This is a genomic window from Novosphingobium terrae, assembly GCF_017163935.1.
Classification (GTDB): domain Bacteria; phylum Pseudomonadota; class Alphaproteobacteria; order Sphingomonadales; family Sphingomonadaceae; genus Novosphingobium; species Novosphingobium terrae.
Genome location: NZ_JABVZR010000001.1, coordinates 385,794 through 404,395 on the forward strand (window position 1 = coordinate 385,794; position 18,602 = coordinate 404,395).

Consider the following 18,602-nt stretch of genomic DNA (forward strand, 5'->3'; position numbering starts at 1 on the left):
TGTCTATGCTGGCCGTCATCCAATCGAGGAGACGAACAGTGGGGAATGCATTGAACCTTTCGCGCCGCCAATTCGCGGTCGGCGCATCTCTGGCCGGGGCCTTGGGCGCTCTGCCGGGCCTTGCCAGCGGCGCCACCGGCAGCACGGCGATCCGCTCTTTCAAGGTGGCGATCCCTCAGGCCGACATCACCGCGATGAAGCGCCGCATCGCCGAAACCCGCTGGGCCGATCCCGAGCCTGCCACCGATGACAGCCAGGGCGTGCGCCGCGAGACCTTGCAGCCGCTGATGGCCTATTGGGCCGGCGCTTATGACTGGCGCAAGGTGGAGGCGCAGCTGAACGCCCTGCCGATGTTCATGACGCAGATCGACGGGCTGGACATCCATTTCATCCATGTCCGCTCACGCCATGAGAAGGCCATGCCGCTGATCCTGACTCATGGCTGGCCGGGCTCGGTGCTGGAGTTCATGAAGGTGATCGGCCCGCTGACGGACCCTGTTGCCCATGGTGGCAAGGCCGAGGATGCCTTTCATGTGGTGATCCCCTCGATCCCCGGCTTCGGCTTTTCGGAGAAGCCCAAGGTGGTGGGCTGGGGTTCGGACCATATCGGTCGGGCGTGGTCGGCGCTGATGCTGCGGCTGGGGTATGATCGGTTCGTCAGCCAGGGCGGCGATTGCGGCTCGGTGATTTCGCAGCGCATGGCCTTGCAGCATGTGCCGGGGTTGCTGGGCATTCACCTCAATATGCCCGCCGTGGTGCCTGCCGACATTGCCCGCACGCTGGCCGCTGGCGATGCGGCTCCGGCTGATCTGTCGCCCAAGGAGCGGGGGGCTTTCGATCAACTTGCTGCCTTCTACCGCGACAATTCCGCCTATGCCGCGATGATGAACACGCGGCCCCAGACCATCGGCTATTCGCTGGTGGACTCGCCCGTCGGCATGGCGGCGTGGATGTATGAGAAGATCGCGCAATGGACCTACAGCAACGGCCAGCCTGAGAAGGTGCTGGGCCGCGATGCGATCCTCGATGATATCTCGCTCTACTGGCTGACCAGGACCGGGGCTTCTGCCGCGCGGATCTATTGGGAAGACCATACCAACAATTTCAACGCGCGCGGCATCATCGACATGCCCGTCGCCGTCAGCGTCTTCCCCGGCGAGATCTTCCGCGCCCCCAAAAGCTGGGCCGAGCGCTGCTACAAGAACCTCTACTACTTCAACGAAGCCAGTGACGGCGGCCATTTCGCCGCCTGGGAACAACCCGCGCTCTTCGCTCAGGAAGTGCGCAACGCTTTCCGCCCTCTGCGCTGAACCCCATTCCAAGGAGAACAACCATGTCCGATACCAAGACGCTCTACACCGCCAATGTCCATGTCACCGGCGCCCGCGAGGGGCCATGCCAAGAGCAGCGATGGCCGTCTGGACATCAAGCTGTCCACCCCCGGCGGCCCCGGCGCGGGCACCAACCCCGAGCAACTGTTCGCTGCTGGCTGGTCGGCCTGTTTCGAGGGTGCGATGGGGCTGGCCGCCAAGGCCAAGGGCGTGACCCTGCCTGAAACCCTCGCCATCGATGCGCAGGTTGAGTTGCGCCATGGCGATGACGGTTTCTCGCTGGCCGCGCGCCTGACGGTCCATGTCCCCGGCCTTGCCGAAGATGTGGCACGCCAGATCATCGAGGCCGCCCACCGCACCTGCCCCTATTCCAAGGCGATCAAGGGCAACATCGACGCCATTGTCACGCTGGCCTGAAAGGTAAGATCATGAAGAAGATGATGATGCGCGGCGGGCTGATGCTCGCCGCCGGGATGATGGCCTCGGTTGCGCAGGCTCAGCCTGTGAAACCGACTGTGGTGCTGGTCCATGGTGCCTTTGCCGATAGCGCCAGCTGGAACGGCGTGATCACCGTGCTGGAGCATGACGGCTACCGTGTGATCGCGGCCCCCAACAATCTGCGCGGTGTGCGCGCCGATGCCGATGTTGTGGCCGATGTGGTGAAAAGCGTCGCTGGTCCCGTGGTGCTGGTTGGCCATTCCTATGGCGGCTCGGTGATCAGCGAGGCCGCGGAGGGGGCAGCCAACGTGAAGGCGCTGGTCTATGTCTCCGCCTTTGCCCCCGAAGCGGGCGAGACCGCCATCGGCCTCACCGGCAAGTTCCCCGGCAGCACGCTGGGCCCGACGCTGGCACCTCCGGTGAAGCTGAGCAGCGGTGGTAACGACCTCTATATTCAGCAAAACCTCTTCCCCGCCCAATTCGCGGCGGATGTGCCGCTTGCGTCGGCTCGCCTGATGGCCGCAGGTCAGCGCCCCATCGCCGAGGCCGCTCTGGGGGAGCCCGAGACCGCTCCGGCATGGAAGCATACGCCATCTTGGTTCATCTATGGCGACGCCGACCGCAACATCCCTCCCGCCGCCATGGCCTTCATGGCCGAGCGCGCCCAGTCCCGCCAGACGGTGGTGGTGAAGGGGGCCTCGCATGTGGTGATGGTTTCCCATGCCATGGAGGTCGCAGGTCTGATCGAGAAGGCTGCCAAGGCGGAATAACCCAGACAGAATGTGCGGTGCCGGTGTTCCCTCCCTCCCCTTGGGGGCACGTCCCGCCCCCTCCGGTGCTTCACGCTCAAGCCCGGCAACGCTCAGTCGTTGTCGGGCTTGAGTTCGTTTGGGGTTGGGAAGGGGGACGTAGAAGATGCGAGGGGGAGTCTTTGTTGGTCGCATTTCTTGCGAGAAATGCTCCGGGCCCCTGTGCTCCCATAACGTCTTCCGACGAGGCAGCAGGGGCGCCGAAATGGAGCATCTTGGCTCTCCACCTGTGTCAGCTGATGCGGTTGCCTTGCGTTATGGCTATTTTGGCTTGCATCGTCGTAACAGCCGCTTTTACGGCTTCTTCAAGAGAGAGTTTTGCCGGTTCGAGGGTGGAAAGCGGAGCGGCGCTGTCGGCGATGCTCCAGAAGTCGTCGTCAACCGGTTAGATGTATATAATATCTAGAAAGGCTTGGCTGTCTCCAAGTTGGATTGGTGAGGCTGCAATCCCGATGCTATCCCCAAGCGACCATATGTGCCCAAAGACGTAGAAGCCTTCAGATTGCAGTGCTGTGATGGCAGAGGCCCGATCCATGGAACAGTTGTAGGCAATCGCAGCACCTCGGACAACGGCCATTTTCGAATCCATTGCGCCATAAATAAGGCGCCGCAGGCAGTGAATCTGTTGAGCGCCAGACCGCGCTGCGAATGTGAAAACCTGCGGCGCAGCGACCTGCCTCAAGGCCGAACCCGATGCGCAAAGTAGACATTCATGGGAGCGCGAGGGTGTAACACCCTCGCATGTCTCTTCTCTTCCAAACCTGAAAAACCCGGCAACGCCAAAGCGCCACCGGGTTCCAACACCATCCAAAAACAGAGAAATCAGGGCGCCCAGGCTGTGAAAACCAGATCCTCGCTCTTCTCCAGCTTGTTGTGGCAGGTGAAGCAGGACTGCATCAGCTTCACATCCTGATTGGCCACGCCTTTCTCGAACTGACCATAGCCCCAGCCTCCGCTGGCAGCGAAGCGCTTGGAATCCTTCACGCTGACCTGAACATTGGTCGGCGCGCCTGCCACGAAGGACTGGGGTGAGGGGAAAAACGCATCGTTGCGCGGCGAGGACTGATAGTGCCACGCCACACGCACGATCACAGCGCCATCGGGGAAGGGGCGCTTGCCCGAGCGATAGGCCTTCACCGCGATATCATTGCCGAGGATGGCGCGGATATCGTTGTTCTTGCCGTTTTCCTGAGCCACGCTGATCAGCGTCCAGTGGCGGTAACCCTTGGGCAGGGTGACGCCGTAAACAGGGGAGGCCTCCAAGGTCGATGGCACCCGCTCATGCGTTGCGGCGGAAACGGCGGAGGCCCCGAGAGCCAGCGTGGCGAGCGCCAGAAACCCGCCGCGCATCATGCGGCCCTCCCGCTGACATCCAGCACGGCTTGCGCGAAGGCTTGCGGCGCTTCTTGCGGCAGGTTGTGGCCGATGCCGCCGGTGATGGTGCGATGTTCGTAGGCGCCGGTGAACTTGGCGCGATAGGCTTCGGGCGCGGGGTGAGGGGCGCCGTTGCGGTCGCCTTCCATGGTGATGGCGGGGATCGTCACCGGCGGAGCGGCGGCGAGTTTGGCCTCCATGGCGTCATACTGGCTCTCGCCTTGCGCCAGGCCGAGGCGCCAGCGGTAGTTGTGGATCACGATGGCCACATGATCGGGGTTGTTGAAGGATGCTGCCGAGCGGTCGTAGGTGGCATCGTCGAAGTGCCAGTCGGGCGAGGCCTGATGCCAGATCTGCTTGTTGAAGGCCTTGGTGTTGGCGGCGTAGCCCAGCTGGCCGCGCTCGGTGGCGAAGTAGAACTGATACCACCATTGCAGCTCGGCGGCGGGGGGCAGGGGCTTGGCGTTGCCCGCCGGGCTGCCGATCAGATAGCCGCTGACCGAGACCAGCGCCTTGCAGCGTTCCGGCCAGAGGACGGCCATGATGTCGGCGGTGCGCCCGCCCCAGTCGAAGCCTGCCACCACCGCCTTGGCGATGCCGATGGCATCCATCAGCGCGATGCCATCGGCAGCCACAGCGGCCTGCTGGGCGTTGCGCATGGTGGACTCCGAGCGGAACAGCGTGGTGCCATGGCCGCGCAGATGAGGCACGATCACGCGGTGACCCTTGGCGGCGAGCAGCGGGGCAACCTCGGCAAAGGCGTGGATGTCATAGGGCCAGCCATGGAACAGCAGCACCGGCGCGCCCGAGGCGGGGCCATACTCCAGATAGCCGATGTTCAGCACGCCGGCGTTGATCTGCTTGATGGCGGGCACGGCAGCGGCGGCGCGGGCAGGGATGGCGCCGGCGGCCAGCGTGGTGGTGGCTGCGGCGGCGATCCCGGCAAAGCGCAGGAAATCGCGGCGGGGCAGGTCGGCGATACCAAGAGGCTTGTTCGACATGGGTGATCTCCCTGGGGTGGGTGTTTGGTATGACCCCTTGATAGCGCTTTCCGTGTGAGGCGGGTGTTAGGCCCTGTGATGCGGTGTGAGACGGTGCGGGCGCAGCATAGCAAAACGCGCATCGGAGGCAGCCCCCGATGCGCGTTGCAATGTTCGTTTCGGCAGCGTGTTGGCTGCTGAAAATTGGTGATTAAACGTCCAGATTGGCCACGTTCAGGGCGTTTTCCTGAATGAAGTCGCGGCGCGGCTCCACAACGTCGCCCATCAGGCGGGTGAAGATTTCGTCCGTCACGTCGGCGTCTTCCACCTTCACCTGCAGCAGCACGCGGTGGTTGGGGTCCAGCGTGGTTTCCCAGAGCTGTTCGGCATTCATCTCGCCCAGACCTTTGTAGCGCGAGATCGACAGACCCTTGCGGCCGGCCTCCAGCACCGCATCCAGCAGCTGGCTGGGGCGGGTGATGGCATCGTCGCCGGAGACGGGGCGGACGCGGGCGGGTGCCTCTTCGTCCTCATTGGCCTCGGGCTCGGGTTCGGCGGAGGCGGCGGTGGTGCGCACCAGACGGGCCGGGCTGCCATAGGCATCGGCCTGTTCGGCGGCCAGCTTGGCCAGCTTGCGGGCTTCGGCGCTGATCAGGAAGTGGGCGTCGATCTTGTGGTAGTCGGTCACGCCGCGCCACAGGCGGCGGATTTCGACATGGCCGTCTTCCGTCAGCTCGGCGGTCCATTTCGCCTCGCGGTCGCCCATGTTGAGGATGCCTGCGACCTTTTGCAGGGCCTCGCTGCGTTCTGCCGGGGTGAGGTCATGCTCAAGCGCGCCGCCCAGAGCTAAGGCCTCGATCACGGCGGCGTTGTAGCGGCGCGGGGCGAAGGCCATCAGGTTGCGCATGCGGCTGGCGTGTTCGACCAGCTCGACCAGATCGGGGCCGCTGCGCGCGCCGCCGCTGGCTTCCAGCACGCGACCGTTGATGCCCGCCTCGATCAGATAGCGGTCATAGGCGGCGGCATCTTTGAGGTAGACCTCGCTGCGGCCCTTGGTCACCTTGTAGAGCGGCGGCTGGGCGATGAAGAGGTGCCCGGCGCGGATGATGTCGGGCATCTGGCGGTGGAAGAAGGTCAGCAGCAGGGTGCGGATATGCGCGCCGTCGACGTCGGCGTCGGTCATGATGACGATCTTGTGGTAGCGCAGCTTTTCGAGGTTGAACTCGTCGCGGATGCCGGTGCCCATCGCCTGAATCAGCGTGCCGACTTCCTTGGAGCTGATGATGCGGTCAAAACGTGCGCGCTCCACGTTCAGGATCTTGCCCTTGAGCGGCAGGATCGCCTGATAATGGCGATCGCGGCCCTGCTTGGCCGAGCCGCCTGCCGAGTCACCCTCGACCAGGAAGAGTTCGCATTTCGAAGGATCACGCTCCTGGCAATCGGCCAGCTTGCCGGGGAGGGAAGCGATGTCCATCACGCCCTTGCGGCGGGTCAGCTCGCGGGCGCGCTTGGCGGCTTCGCGGGCGGCGGCGGCGTCGATCACCTTCTGGATGACGGTCTTGGCGTGGGCGGGGTTTTCCTCCAGCCATTCGCTCATCTTGTCGGCCATCAGCGCTTCGAGCGGCTGGCGCACTTCCGACGAAACCAGCTTGTCCTTGGTCTGCGAGGAGAATTTGGGATCGGGCAGCTTGACCGAGACGATGGCGGTCAGGCCTTCACGCATATCCTCACCCGAAAGCGAGACCTTTTCCTTCTTCAAAAGGCCCGAACGCTCGGCGTAGCCGTTGAGGGTACGCGTCAGCGCGGCGCGGAAGGCGGCCAGATGGGTGCCGCCATCGCGCTGCGGGATGTTGTTGGTGAAGCACAACACGTTTTCGTAATAGGAATCGTTCCATTCCAGCGCCACGTCGATGCCGATGCCGTCCTTCTCGCTGGTGATGGCGATGGGATCGGGGATCAGCGCCTGCTTGTTGCGGTCGAGGAAGCGCACGAAAGCGCCGATGCCGCCCTCATAATAGAGGTCATGCTCTTTGGGCTCTTCGCCGCGCAGGTCGCGCAGCAGGATGCGCACGCCGCTGTTCAGGAAGGCCAGCTCGCGGTAGCGATGCTCCAGCTTGTCGAAATCATAGACCAGTACGTTCTTGAAGGTCTCGTCGCTGGCGAGGAAGGTGACGCGGGTGCCCTTCTTGGGCTGGCCCTTGCGACCGCCACGCTCGGCAATGGGGGCGTCGCCGGTGATTTCCAGCGGGGCCACGGCATCGCCATTGGCGAACTTCATCCAGTGCTGCTTGCCGTCGCGCCAGATGGTCAGCTCCAGCCATTCCGACAGCGCGTTCACCACCGAGACGCCCACGCCGTGCAGACCGCCCGAAACCTTATAGGCGTTGTCGTCGCTGGTGTTCTCGAACTTGCCGCCCGCGTGCAGCTGGGTCATGATGACCTCTGCCGCCGAAACGCCTTCCTCGGCATGGATGCCGGTCGGGATGCCGCGGCCATTGTCTTCCACCGAAACCGAGCCATCAGGGTTCAGCTCGATCAGGACCAGATCGCAGTGACCGGCCAGCGCTTCGTCGATGGCATTGTCGGAGACTTCGAACACCATGTGGTGCAGGCCCGAACCGTCATCGGTGTCACCGATGTACATGCCGGGGCGCTTTCTCACCGCGTCCAGACCCTTGAGGACCTTGATCGAATCCGCACCATAAGCGTTGGTGTTCGGGGTCTGGGCGGGGACGGGCTGGGTGTTCTCGGGATTGCTGCTCATCATCGCCTAATAGGCATTGTGGCGGGCGGGGGAAAGGCGTTTTGCCACTATCGCGCGCGCGGGCGATCGGCCATCCACAACAAATTGGCGCAAAAGTGCAGCAAGGGGACGGATATGAAGCGGTTGCGGCAGGTTTTGACCGGCGCGGTGGCGTGCGGGGTGATGGCCACGGGCGCGCATGCGGCGCCGGTGGGCGTAGCAGGCAATGGGGGGCTTTCGGCGCAGGCGGTGGAGATCGGCAAGGGCACGCGCCCCGATCAACTGGCGTTCCGCGCGCTCTACAAGGAGCTGGTGGAGACCGACAGCTCGATCACCACCGGCAGTTGCACGCTTCTGGCCGACAAGGTGGAGGCGCATCTGCGCGCCGCCGGTTTCACCGACGCCCAGATCACCCGCTTTGCCGTGCCGGATCACCCCAAGGAGGGCGGGATCGTTGCGGTGCTGCCGGGCAGTTCGAAGACCCTCAAGCCGATCCTTCTGTTGGGCCATCTCGATGTGGTGGTCGCCAAGCGTGAGGACTGGACCCGCGATCCCTACACGCTGATCGAGGAAAACGGCTATTTCTATGGTCGTGGCACCTCCGACATGAAGGCGATGGATGCCACCTGGATCGATCTGCTCTCACGCTGGAAGAAGGCGGGCTACACGCCCAAGCGCACCGTCAAAATGGCGCTGACCTGCGGCGAGGAAACCAGCTGGGCCTTCAATGGCGCCAATTGGCTGGCCAACAACAAGCGCGATCTGATCGATGCCGAATTCGCTCTGAATGAAGGCGGCGGCGGGCGCACCGACGGGCATGGCAACATCGTCCAGCAATCGCTGCATGTCGGCGAGAAATTCGCGATCAATTACCAGATTACCGCCACCAATCCGGGCGGCCATTCCTCAATCCCCATCCGCGACAATGCGATTTACGAGATCGCCGAGGCCTTGCTGAAGGTGCGCGATTACGAATTCCCGCTGATGCTCTCCGACACCACCAAGGCCTATTTCGGCAAGCTGGGCGCCAGCCGCAGCGACGCGATGGGCGCGGCGATGCGCACCATCGCCAGCGCGCCGATCGGCAGCCCCGAATCGAAGGCCGCCGAGGCGACGCTCAACACGGATCGTTCGTTCCATTCGATGCTGCGCACCACTTGCGTCGGCACGCTGGTAGAGGGCGGCCATGCCAACAATGCGCTGCCTCAGAAAGCCACGGCCAACATCAACTGCCGCGTGTTCCCGGGCATCAGCGTCGAATCGGTGCAGGAAAAGCTGAAAGAGATCATGGCCGACCCGCGCCTGACCATCACCATGGAAAAGATGCGCGGTCCCGTGGCGAAAGCTCCGCCGCTCACCCCGCAGATCCTTGGGCCCGTGGAGCGCCTGAGCGCGCAATATTTCCCCGGCGTGCCGCTGGTGCCCACCATGTCGACCGGCGCGACCGATGGCATCTTTCTGGAAGCCGTGGGGATTCCTTCTTACGGCCCGCCGGGCGGCTTTGGCGATCCTGATGGCAATGGCACGCATGGGCTCAATGAGCGGCGCAGCGTGGCCTCGGTCTATATCGGGCGCGATTTCCTGAGCGATCTGGTCAAGGATTACGCGAATCATTAATGCCTAAAAGCGAAGAGCCGCCCTGCCTTGCGGCGGGCGGCTCTTGGGTCAGGCGGCTGAGTGGCCGCCGCATCGCAGCTGGTTAGGCGAGCGTGGCGGCGAACATCAGACCGCTGGTGCCGAGCGCGAGGGCAAGGGCGACCAGGTTACGTGCGATCATGGCGTTATCTCCTTCGGGTTCAGGAGGATCGCTCTTGATTTGTGCAAGTGCGAAGTCTCCGTTGGACGTGCCTATACACCGTTTCGTCGGCCAATCACGTGCGAACGCAACAATATTTCGTGCGTTTTTTGCAACTCACTAGGTCAAATGACGTAGTTTGGGTGCAATGCAGCAAAAATCGCCCTGATTGCGCCAGCGCGGCCCCATGATCTGGACATATCGCCCCCTCGCGACTAACGGGTGGCCATGAGCGAGCACCCCATCTCCACCGCCTCCGCCTCGGACCACTCCGACTCGATTCTCATCGTCGATTTCGGCAGCCAGGTGACCCAGCTGATCGCCCGCCGCGTGCGCGAAGCCGGGGTCTATTCCGAGATCGCCCCCTTCACCACCGCGCAGGCCGCCTTCGAGCGTATGAGCCCCAAGGGCATCATCCTCTCGGGCAGCCCGGCTTCGGTGCTGGAAGGCGGCCCGGCGATCCCGGAGGCCATTCTGGAGAGCGGCCTGCCGATCCTTGGCATCTGCTATGGCCAGCAGTCGCTGATGCATCAGATGGGCGGCGAAGTGGTGCTGGGCGACTCCGGCGAGTTTGGCCGCGCCTTTATCGAGATCAATGACAGTTGCGCGCTGTTCAACGGCCTCTGGAATGTCGGCGAGAGCCATCAGGTCTGGATGAGCCATGGTGACAAGGTGACCAAGCTGGCTCCCGGCTTCCGCCCCGTCGCGGCCAGCCCGGGCGCGCCCTTCGCCGTCATCGCCAATGACGAGAAGCGCATCTACGCCATGCAGTTCCACCCCGAGGTGGTGCATACGCCGGACGGCGCCAAGCTGCTGAAGAACTTCGTGCGCCATGTCTGCGGCCTGTCGGGCGACTGGACCATGGCCGAATTCCGCAAGACCAAGATCGCGGAAATCCGCGAGCAGGTCGGGTCCTCGCGCGTGATCTGCGGGCTTTCGGGCGGCGTCGATTCGGCGGTGGCCGCGCTGCTGATCCATGAGGCGGTGGGCGATCAGCTGACCTGCGTCTTCGTCGATGGCGGCATTCTGCGTCAGGGTGAGGCCGAGCAGGTCGTCAGCCTGTTCCGCGGCCACTTCAACATTCCGCTGGTGCATGTCGATGCCGCCACGCTGTTCATGAACGGTCTGGCCGGGGTCACCGATCCCGAAGCCAAGCGCAAGTTCATCGGCAAGACCTTCATCGACGTGTTCGAGGGTGAGGCCAAGAAGATCGGCGGCGCCGATTTCCTCGCGCAGGGCACGCTGTATCCGGACGTGATCGAGAGCGTCAGCTTCACCGGCGGCCCCTCGGTGACGATCAAGAGCCACCACAATGTCGGCGGCCTGCCCGAGCGCATGAACATGAAGCTGGTCGAGCCGCTGCGCGAACTCTTCAAGGATGAAGTGCGCGTGCTGGGCCGCGAGCTGGGCCTGCCCGAGATCTTCGTGGGCCGCCATCCGTTCCCCGGGCCGGGTCTGGCGATCCGCATCCCCGGCGAGGTGACCCGCGAGCGTTGCGACATCCTGCGCAAGGCTGATGCCGTGTACCTTGAGGAAATCCGCAATGCGGGCCTCTATGACGCGATCTGGCAGGCTTTCGCCGTGCTGCTTCCGGTCAAGACGGTCGGCGTGATGGGCGATGGCCGTACTTACGACAACGTCTGCGCCCTGCGCGCCGTGACCAGCACCGATGGCATGACGGCGGACATCTATCCCTTCGACGCCGCCTTCCTGAGCCGCGTGGCCACCCGCATCATCAATGAGGTGAAGGGCATCAACCGCGTGGTCTATGACTACACCAGCAAGCCCCCCGGCACGATCGAGTGGGAATAATCCCGCGCATCGCCTGATGGTTTGAAAAGGCCCCTTATCCTTCGCTGGATAAGGGGCCTTTCTCTTGGCCTCGGCTACAGCGCGATTTGCCGCGTGACGCCGATGGCCTCCAGAAAGCGCGGATCGTGGCTGACCACGAGCAGGGCGCCGTCATAGGCGCGCAGGGCCTGTTCGATCACCTCGATGGAGTCGAGATCGAGGTGGTTGGTGGGCTCGTCCAGCAGCAGCAGTTGCGGGATGGGCTGGGCCGAGAGCACGCAGGCCAGACCGGCGCGCAGGCATTCGCCGCCGCTGAGGTCTCGGACCAGCCTTTCGCCCTCCTTGTTGCGGAAAGCGAAGCGGGCCAGCGCGGCGCGAGCGGCATTCTCGTCCAGCGCGGGGTTGAGGTGGCGGATGTTTTCCACCAGCGTCATCTGGCGGTCCAGCATGCCCACGCTTTGATCGAGCCATGCGAATCTGTCGCTGCGCTGGATGTGGCCCGAGGTGTGCGCCAGCAGGCCGGCGGCCAGTCGGAACACGCTGGTCTTGCCGGCGCCGTTGCGCCCGCTCAGCGCCACCCTTTCGGGGCCGCGCAGCTCGAAGGAGAGGTTGTCGATCACCTTGCGTTCGCCCGCCTGCCAGCAGACATCCTCAAAGGCGATCAGCAGCTTGTTTGCGGGCAAGCCGCAGGGCGGCATGGCCATGGTCAGCGGTGTGATCACCTCCACCTTCTCGCGCGCGGAGGCCAGCGATCCGGCCATCGCCGCCACCTTTTGCTCCGAGAGGACAGACCCGCGCGCGCCGCTGTTTTCGGCCCTTTCGCGCTGGCGGCCCAGCAGGATGGCGGGCGCGCTGCCGCTGGCGCCATAGGCTCGGCCTGCTGAATCGCGCCGAGCCTGCCTTTCGTGGGCCTGCTGCGCCTCGCGCTTGGCTGAGCGCAGCTGGCGGGTGGCACTTTCAAGCTCTGCTTCGGCCCGCGCGGTGGCGGCATCGCGCTTGGCCGCCCAGCTTGACCAGCCGCCGGTGTGGATCGCCACTTCGGTAGAGGATAGCGAGAGGATGCGGTCCATGCCCTCCAGCAGGGTACGATCATGGCTGACCACCAGCGCCCCGCCGCGCCAACCGGCCAGCAAGGCGGTAACGGCGGCGCGGCCATCCTGATCCAGATTGTTGGTCGGCTCATCGAGCAGCAGCAGGTCGGGCGGATCGAGCAGCAATCCGGCGATGGCGATGCGTGTGCGTTCTCCGCCGCTGAAACTGCCCAGTGGGCGTTCCAGATCGATGAATGGCAAACCGGCGGCAAGCAGCGCCGTTTCAAGCCTTTGGAGCAGGCACCAGTCGGCCTGCTCGAAATCCAGTTCGTCGGCGGTGCCGGTTTCGATGCGGTGTAAACAGGCCATGGCTTCGGCCAAGCCCAGCGCTTCGCAGGCGGTCTGGTGATCGGCCTGGGTGGTTTGCCGCAGCATACCGACCGTGCCATCCACGGCGATGCTGCCCGCCTGAAGCGGAATCTCGCCAAGAATGGTCCGCAGCAGCGATGATTTGCCCGTGCCATTGCGGCCGACAAGGCCAATGCGCTCTCGCCCGAGAGCTAGCGACAAGGATGAAAACAGCGGGCGGCCAGCAGGCGTCGCCAACGCCACAGCATCGAGGGTAAGGAAAGCAGACATGACAGGCACCGGAACAACTTGAGAGACGGGCGAAAATCAGCGCGTCTTCCGGTCCATGTCATCCTCCTGTGAGCCGCTGGCGAAATGGCCAAGCCCGCGCAGTGTAGCTTATGCCGTGTTGGACTGCAAATGCCTTATGAAACAGCGCCGGATCGCGCTAGGATGCGGGCATGATCCGCAAACCTATCCTTCCCGCTGTGGCGCTGGCCGCTGCTGCCCTGAATGGCACTTCGGCTCAGGCTGAAACCGCTGAGCATCGCTCCATTGTCATCACCTCGCCGGAGCCCTTGCCTGCGGCGCATCACCGTCTGCGCGTCTTTCTGGGCGGCAGCATCGATATGGGCCATGCGCCGGACTGGCAGAAGGATATGATCGCAGCGCTGGCGCAGGATGATGTCGAGATCCTCAACCCCCGCCGCCCTGACTGGAACCCCGCATGGCGCCCCGAAGCCAATGAGCCGGAATTCCGCAAACAGGTGGAATGGGAACTCTCGGCTCTGGAGAGCGCCGATGTGATCGTGCTGTATCTGGCGCCCGGCTCGCAAAGCCCGATCAGCCTGCTGGAGATGGGGCTGCATGCCCGCTCGGGCAAGCTGATCGTGCTGTGTCCGCAAGGGTTCTGGCGCAAGGGCAATGTCGATATCACCGCCGAGCGTTACGGGGTGCAGCAGGTCGCCGATCTGCCCGCGCTGACCCGGGCGGTGAAGGAAAAGCTGGCGGCCCTGCGCCGCCGCTGATGCAAAAAAGGGCCGGAGCGTCTCACGCCCCGGCCCCTCATTCAGCAGGCCTGACCAACCGCGACAGGCTCTGGCGCAGGCTCGCCGCGCATCGCCAGCACACAGACCAGTCCCGAAGCCGCAGCGACCGCTCCGGCCAGCGCCACCGCCGGATAACCCAGCCCCAGCGAGATCACCCCGCCGCCCAGCGCCGCGCCCACGGCATTGCCCAGATTGAAGGCGCCGATGTTCATGGCCGAGGCCAGATTGGGCGCATCCTTGGCTGCCTTCATCACCCGCACCTGCAGCGGCGGCACCAGCGCAAAGCTGGCGATGCCCCACAGGAAGACCAGCACGGCGGTCGGCGCGGCATGGTTCATCGTCAGGGCGAAAGCGGCCAGAATTGCCGCCAGCGAGGCCAGCGTGACCATCAGCGTGCGGTCCACCGAGCGGTCGGCGAATTTGCCGCCCAGCCAGTTGCCCACCGTCAGGCCAACGCCATAAGTCACCAGCATCGCCGTCACAAAGCCCAGCGAGGCGCCGGTGGCCTCACGCAGAATCGGGGTGATGTAGGTGAAGACGGTGAACATCGCGCTCGATCCGATCACGGTCAGCGCCAGAGCGCCCAGCACCGGCTTGCGGGTCAGCACGCGCAGCTCCGCGCCGGCATCGCCGCCCTTGGGCGCGGGCAGGGCGGGCAGGGTGAGGCGCAGGGCGACCATCGTTGCGCCGCCCAGCGCGGCAATGCCCCAGAAGGATGCGCGCCAGCCCATATGCTCGCCCGCCCAGGTGGCCAGCGGCACGCCCACCACATTGGCGATGGTCAGCCCCATGAACATGGTGGCGACGGCTCCGGCCTGGCGTTGCGGCGGCACCAGACTGGCCGCCACGATCGAGCCCACGCCGAAAAAGGCGCCATGGTTGAAGGAGGTGATCACCCGGGCCGCCAGCAGCATGGCATAGCCCTGAGACACTGCCGCCAGCAGATTGCCCAGCGTGAAGATTCCCGCCAGCAGGATCAGCAATTGCCGCCGGGGCACGCGCCCGGTGGTCAGCGTCATCAAGGGGGCGCCGATCACCACGCCCAGCGCATAGGCGCTGATCAGCAGACCGGCGGTGGGGATGGAAACGCCCAGATCCCCGGCGATCACCGGCAGCAGGCCCATGGGGGCAAATTCGGTGACGCCGATCCCAAAGGCGCCGACGGAGAGGGCCAGAAGCCCGGGATTGATTTTCATGACTTTTTCCTCAGACCAGAGGCGGGTTCAGGCGGGCAAAGCCCTCCTGCTGGTGATAGGGTGTGTGCGGATAGGGCGGCAGCACGAAGCTGGCCGCATCGAGCCTGGCGACCTGCTCGGAGCTCAGCGCCCAGCCGACCGCGTCGAGATTTTGCCGCAACTGCTCCTCATTGCGTGCGCCGATGATCACCGACGAGACGGTGGGGCGGCGCAGCAGCCAGTTGATGGCGATCTGGGGCACGGTCTTGCCGGTTTCCGCGGCGATCTCCTCCAGCGCGTCGATCACGCGATAGAGCAGTTCGGTCTCGACCGGCGGGGCGAATTGTTCGGTCTCATGCAGGCGGCTGCCTTCGGGCAGGGGGCGGTTGCGGCCGATCTTGCCGGTCAGGCGGCCCCAGCCCAGCGGGCTCCAGACCAGAGCGCCCACGCCCTGATCCTGTGCCAGAGGCATCAGATCGGCCTCATAAGCCCGCCCGATCAGCGAGTAATAGACCTGATGCGCCACCAGCACCGGCCAGCCATGCTGCCGTGCGATGCCCTGCGCCTTCATCAGCTGCCAGCCGGGATAGTTGGAGACGCCGGCATAGCGCAGCTTGCCCTGATCGATCAGCGCGGCCAGCGTGCCCATCAGCTCTTCCACCGGAGTGGAGGCATCGAAGGCGTGAAGCTGCAACAGATCGATGCGGTCGGTCTGCAGGCGGCGCAGCGAGTCCTCCACGGCGCGGATCAGCCGGGTGCGTGATGCGCCCCAATCCTGAGGGCCATCGCCCATCGGCAGGCCGGTCTTGGTGGAGATCAGCGCCTCGTCACGCCGACCGCGCAGGGCCTCGCCCAGAATCTTTTCCGAGGCGCCGCCGGAATAGACATCCGCCGTGTCGAAGAGGGTGACGCCTGCCTCAAGGCAGATGTCGAGCAGGCGGCGCGCCTCGGCGGCATCGCTGCTGCCCCATGCGCTGAAGAGCGGACCTTGCCCGCCAAAGGTGCCGGTGCCGAAGCTGAGGGCGGGCACGCGCAATCCCGAAGCGCCCAGTTGACGGTATTCCATGGCCAATTCCTGCCTTGCTGTGAGCCTTGCTATGACAGCGCATAGATGGACTTCAGCGGCATCAGGCGGTAGCCGGGGTGAACGCGAAGGATTTTTGCATCAGGAGCAAAGATGGCGCTGGATACCACATTGGCAGGCGGCACCGACCGGGCCCGCGCCCTGACCCTGTTCACCGCCGTGGTGGAGCAGGGCAGCTTCTCCGGCGCCGGGCGCCTGCTGGACCTCAGCCCCTCGGCGGTGAGCCGCGCCATCGACCGGATCGAGGCGCGCCTCGGCGTGCGGCTGCTGTTGCGCACCACCCGCGCCCTGACACTCACCGCCGAGGGGCAGGCCTATCTCCAGATGGCGCGCCGCATTCTGGCGGATCTGGATGATGCCGAGCAGCAGATCGCCGATCAGGGCGCGCCGCGCGGGCGGCTGCGGGTCAATGCGGCGCTGGCCTATGGGCGGCTTTCCGTGGTGCCGCTGCTGGGGGATTTCGCGGCGCTCTATCCCCATATCCTGCTGGATATCGCGCTGACCGACACGCTGGTCGATGTCGCGGGCGGGCAGGCCGATGTGGCGATCCGCTTCGGTCCTCTGGCCGACAGCACGCTGACCGCGCGCAAGCTGGGTGAGACGCGGCGGGTGATCGTGGCCGCGCCCTCTTATCTGGCACGCCATGGCACGCCCGAGGTGCCGGAGGATCTGCACCGCTTCAACTGCCTCAACTTCAACTTTCGCCGCGTTGAGCCGGTCTGGCCGTTTCGCCGCGATGGGCGCGATTATGCCCTCTCGGTCAAAGGCAACATCGAGGCCAACAATGGCGAGACGCTGGGCCAACTGGCCGCAGCGGGCGTGGGCGTGGCGCGGGTGGGCAGCTTCAGCGTGGCCGATGAGGTGGCCTCGGGCCAGCTTGTGCCGATCCTTGAAGCGTTTAACCCGGGCGATGTCGAGGCGATCCATGCGGTCTTTGTCGGCGGGGCGGGCACGCCCACGCGCATCCGTGCTTTCGTCGATTTTCTGGCCGAGCGGCTGCGCTGACCGCGCTTTTGCTGTCGCATCCTTCTGGCGAAAAGCCGGTGCCCGCTTGTTCGCGGGATGCTTCGGCTTGCATCGCCGCCTCTCCAACGCCAAGGAGCCACGATGCGTATTGCTCTTTTCGAACCGGAAATCGCCGGCAATGTCGGTGCTGTGCTGCGGCTTTGCGCCTGTTTCGGCGCGGCGGTCGATCTGATCGAGCCGATGGGTTTTCTTTGGGACGACCGCCGGGTGCGCCGCGCGGCCATGGATTACATCGATCACGTTTCCGTCACCCGCCATGCCAGTTTCGAGGCGTTCAAGGCCACGATCGGCCCGGCCCGGCTGGTGCTCTTCACCACCAAGACCGATCAGTCAGCCTATGGTTTCAGCTACAGGCCCGATGATGTGCTGATCTTCGGCAAGGAAAGCGCGGGTGTTCCCGCGCAAGTGTCCGATGCCTGTCAGGCCAGGGTGCGTATCCCGATGCGGGCAGAGGTGCGCTCGATGAATCTGGCCACATCGGCGGCGCTGGCGCTGGGGGAGGCGCTGCGTCAGACGGGCACTCTGCCGGGCTGAGTGCGACGAACAGAGGCGCTTTTCCATTCGGCGCCGATGCTGCGGAATTTGCGCCGGATCGCGTCCAAGGCGGATGCTTTATCGGGACCCAATTGGCGGGCCGATGGTTTCGGGCATGGATCGTCCTGACCGTCATATTTTTATCTCTACCAATGCGCTAGGTATTGGAAGAAATTCTATCGCGCATGCCGGCCCGGCAGAGCGTAAGAAGGCATGACAGCTTGTGATGACCCGAGTGTTGCGTCTTTCGATGCAGCATTTTCCGAGTCGTTGGCCGTTTACGGTCAACTTGAAACTGCTCTGGCCCGGCCAGCGGAGTCTTGCGCGATGGATTTTGTCACGATCGATTTCGAAGCCAGTTGCCTGCCCCGCCATGGCCGGTCTTTCCCGATCGAGCTGGGAATCTCCGGCCCGCAAGGCACGCTCTCCTGGCTGATCCGCCCGCATGACAGCTGGCAGGGGTGGGACTGGACTCAGGAAGCCTTCGATCTCCATGGCATCTCGCGCGAGCAACTCGAACGGGAAGGGCTTGCCCCTGATTTCGTGATGGCTCAGGCTCTGCGGGCGATCGGCACATCGCGCGTGATTGCCGACAGCCGCATCGACGCCGGCTGGTGGACCACGTTGAGCGAAGCCTCGGCAGGGCAGGGCGCGGCGATCCGCATCGAGCATGTGGACACGCTCTTCGATGAAATCGGCGCGACTCACGGCCAGATCATGGCCGCGCAGGGGCAGGCCGATCTCCTTTGCCCCGAGCGTCATCGCGCCGGGGCCGATGCGCGCTGGTTGCGGCTGTTGCTGGACCGGTTGCTGGAAGAGCAGGCTGTTCCTGCGTCTCTGGTGCCCGTCGATCTTCCGATTGTGCCGTCGGGGCAGGTTGGTTCGGGGATTTTTGTTTGATTTTCAAGGGGATTAAAAGGGGAAATGCGAGGGTGTTACACCCTCGCGCTCCCATGACGTCTTCCGACGATAGAGCAGGGGCGCCGAAATGAAGCGCGCTGCCTCTCCACCTGCGCTGTGCAAAGCGCCTCAGGCAGTTGTCCCATGATCCAAGTTTTAAAGCCTGCGGCGCCATGAATCCGTGCCGAACGGAT

16 protein-coding genes are annotated in these 18,602 nt (G+C 64.5%); 10 read left to right on the plus strand and 6 right to left on the minus strand.

From position 1 onward, the window contains the following. Positions 1 to 5: 5 nt before the first annotated feature. The 4 genes from HGK27_RS01790 to HGK27_RS01805 all read left to right on the plus strand — a co-directional run bounded on the left by HGK27_RS01790 (position 6) and on the right by HGK27_RS01805 (position 2,984). A complete protein-coding gene (locus HGK27_RS01790; RefSeq protein WP_206238252.1) occupies positions 6 to 1,310 on the plus strand; it encodes an epoxide hydrolase family protein in 1,305 nt (434 codons plus the stop codon). Between the two features lie 60 nt (positions 1,311 to 1,370). After that, the gene (locus HGK27_RS01795) at positions 1,371 to 1,748 is read left to right on the plus strand and encodes an Ohr family peroxiredoxin (RefSeq protein WP_407674579.1); all 378 of its coding nucleotides are present in this window, start codon (positions 1,371 to 1,373) and stop codon (positions 1,746 to 1,748) included. A gap of 11 nt (positions 1,749 to 1,759) precedes the next feature. Next, positions 1,760 to 2,539, plus strand: a complete 780-nt coding sequence (locus HGK27_RS01800; protein WP_206238253.1) for an alpha/beta fold hydrolase — start codon at positions 1,760 to 1,762, stop codon at positions 2,537 to 2,539. Between the two features lie 244 nt (positions 2,540 to 2,783). Continuing rightward, entirely contained in the window at positions 2,784 to 2,984 is a 201-nt protein-coding gene (locus tag HGK27_RS01805; protein ID WP_206238255.1) for a hypothetical protein, read from the plus strand. A 416-nt stretch (positions 2,985 to 3,400) separates the two neighbouring features. Here HGK27_RS01805 and HGK27_RS01810 read toward each other — a convergent pair whose 3' ends face one another. The 3 genes from HGK27_RS01810 to gyrB all read right to left on the minus strand — a co-directional run bounded on the left by HGK27_RS01810 (position 3,401) and on the right by gyrB (position 7,696). Further along, positions 3,401 to 3,931, minus strand: a complete 531-nt coding sequence (locus HGK27_RS01810; RefSeq protein ID WP_206238257.1) for a cytochrome P460 family protein — start codon at positions 3,929 to 3,931, stop codon at positions 3,401 to 3,403. Continuing rightward, positions 3,928 to 4,953, minus strand: coding sequence for an alpha/beta fold hydrolase (locus HGK27_RS01815; protein ID WP_206238258.1), 1,026 nt, complete (start codon positions 4,951 to 4,953; stop codon positions 3,928 to 3,930). The genes HGK27_RS01810 and HGK27_RS01815 overlap by 4 nt, the downstream gene beginning before the upstream one ends. Before the next feature lie 190 nt (positions 4,954 to 5,143). Next, on the minus strand, positions 5,144 to 7,696 hold the full coding sequence (gene gyrB / locus HGK27_RS01820) for a DNA topoisomerase (ATP-hydrolyzing) subunit B (protein WP_206242697.1): 2,553 nt from the start codon (positions 7,694 to 7,696) through the stop codon (positions 5,144 to 5,146). Between the two features lie 114 nt (positions 7,697 to 7,810). Here gyrB and HGK27_RS01825 point away from each other — a divergent pair, with 114 nt between their 5' ends. Further along, the gene (locus HGK27_RS01825; RefSeq protein WP_206238260.1) at positions 7,811 to 9,292 is read left to right on the plus strand and encodes a M20/M25/M40 family metallo-hydrolase; all 1,482 of its coding nucleotides are present in this window, start codon (positions 7,811 to 7,813) and stop codon (positions 9,290 to 9,292) included. Positions 9,293 to 9,698: 406 nt separating this feature from the next. Then, positions 9,699 to 11,282 (plus strand): glutamine-hydrolyzing GMP synthase, encoded by a 1,584-nt coding sequence (gene guaA / locus HGK27_RS01830; protein WP_206238262.1) that lies wholly within the window; start codon positions 9,699 to 9,701, stop codon positions 11,280 to 11,282. 74 nt (positions 11,283 to 11,356) lie between these two features. Here the strand turns inward: guaA and HGK27_RS01835 are convergent, their stop codons facing one another. Then, entirely contained in the window at positions 11,357 to 12,931 is a 1,575-nt protein-coding gene (locus tag HGK27_RS01835) for an ATP-binding cassette domain-containing protein (protein ID WP_206238264.1), read from the minus strand. Positions 12,932 to 13,101: 170 nt separating this feature from the next. Between HGK27_RS01835 and HGK27_RS01840 the strand changes: the two genes are divergently transcribed. Continuing rightward, positions 13,102 to 13,668: a nucleoside 2-deoxyribosyltransferase domain-containing protein gene (locus HGK27_RS01840; RefSeq protein ID WP_206238266.1), complete on the plus strand. Its 567-nt coding sequence runs from the start codon at positions 13,102 to 13,104 to the stop codon at positions 13,666 to 13,668. Between the two features lie 41 nt (positions 13,669 to 13,709). Here HGK27_RS01840 and HGK27_RS01845 read toward each other — a convergent pair whose 3' ends face one another. Both HGK27_RS01845 and HGK27_RS01850 read right to left on the minus strand, forming a co-directional pair. Then, the gene (locus HGK27_RS01845) at positions 13,710 to 14,885 is read right to left on the minus strand and encodes an MFS transporter (RefSeq protein WP_206238267.1); all 1,176 of its coding nucleotides are present in this window, start codon (positions 14,883 to 14,885) and stop codon (positions 13,710 to 13,712) included. A gap of 10 nt (positions 14,886 to 14,895) precedes the next feature. Next, positions 14,896 to 15,930 carry an aldo/keto reductase gene (locus HGK27_RS01850; RefSeq protein WP_206238269.1) on the minus strand — a complete coding sequence of 345 codons (1,035 nt, stop codon included), beginning with the start codon at positions 15,928 to 15,930 and terminating at the stop codon, positions 14,896 to 14,898. A gap of 111 nt (positions 15,931 to 16,041) precedes the next feature. Between HGK27_RS01850 and HGK27_RS01855 the strand changes: the two genes are divergently transcribed. From HGK27_RS01855 to HGK27_RS01865, 3 genes are all read left to right on the plus strand, one after another. Next, positions 16,042 to 16,953 carry a LysR family transcriptional regulator gene (locus tag HGK27_RS01855; protein WP_407674580.1) on the plus strand — a complete coding sequence of 304 codons (912 nt, stop codon included), beginning with the start codon at positions 16,042 to 16,044 and terminating at the stop codon, positions 16,951 to 16,953. A 102-nt stretch (positions 16,954 to 17,055) separates the two neighbouring features. Continuing rightward, a complete protein-coding gene (locus HGK27_RS01860; protein WP_206238270.1) occupies positions 17,056 to 17,508 on the plus strand; it encodes a tRNA (cytidine(34)-2'-O)-methyltransferase in 453 nt (150 codons plus the stop codon). Between the two features lie 327 nt (positions 17,509 to 17,835). Then, positions 17,836 to 18,408 carry a 3'-5' exonuclease family protein gene (locus HGK27_RS01865; protein WP_206238272.1) on the plus strand — a complete coding sequence of 191 codons (573 nt, stop codon included), beginning with the start codon at positions 17,836 to 17,838 and terminating at the stop codon, positions 18,406 to 18,408. The last annotated feature ends 194 nt before the right edge of the window (positions 18,409 to 18,602 follow it).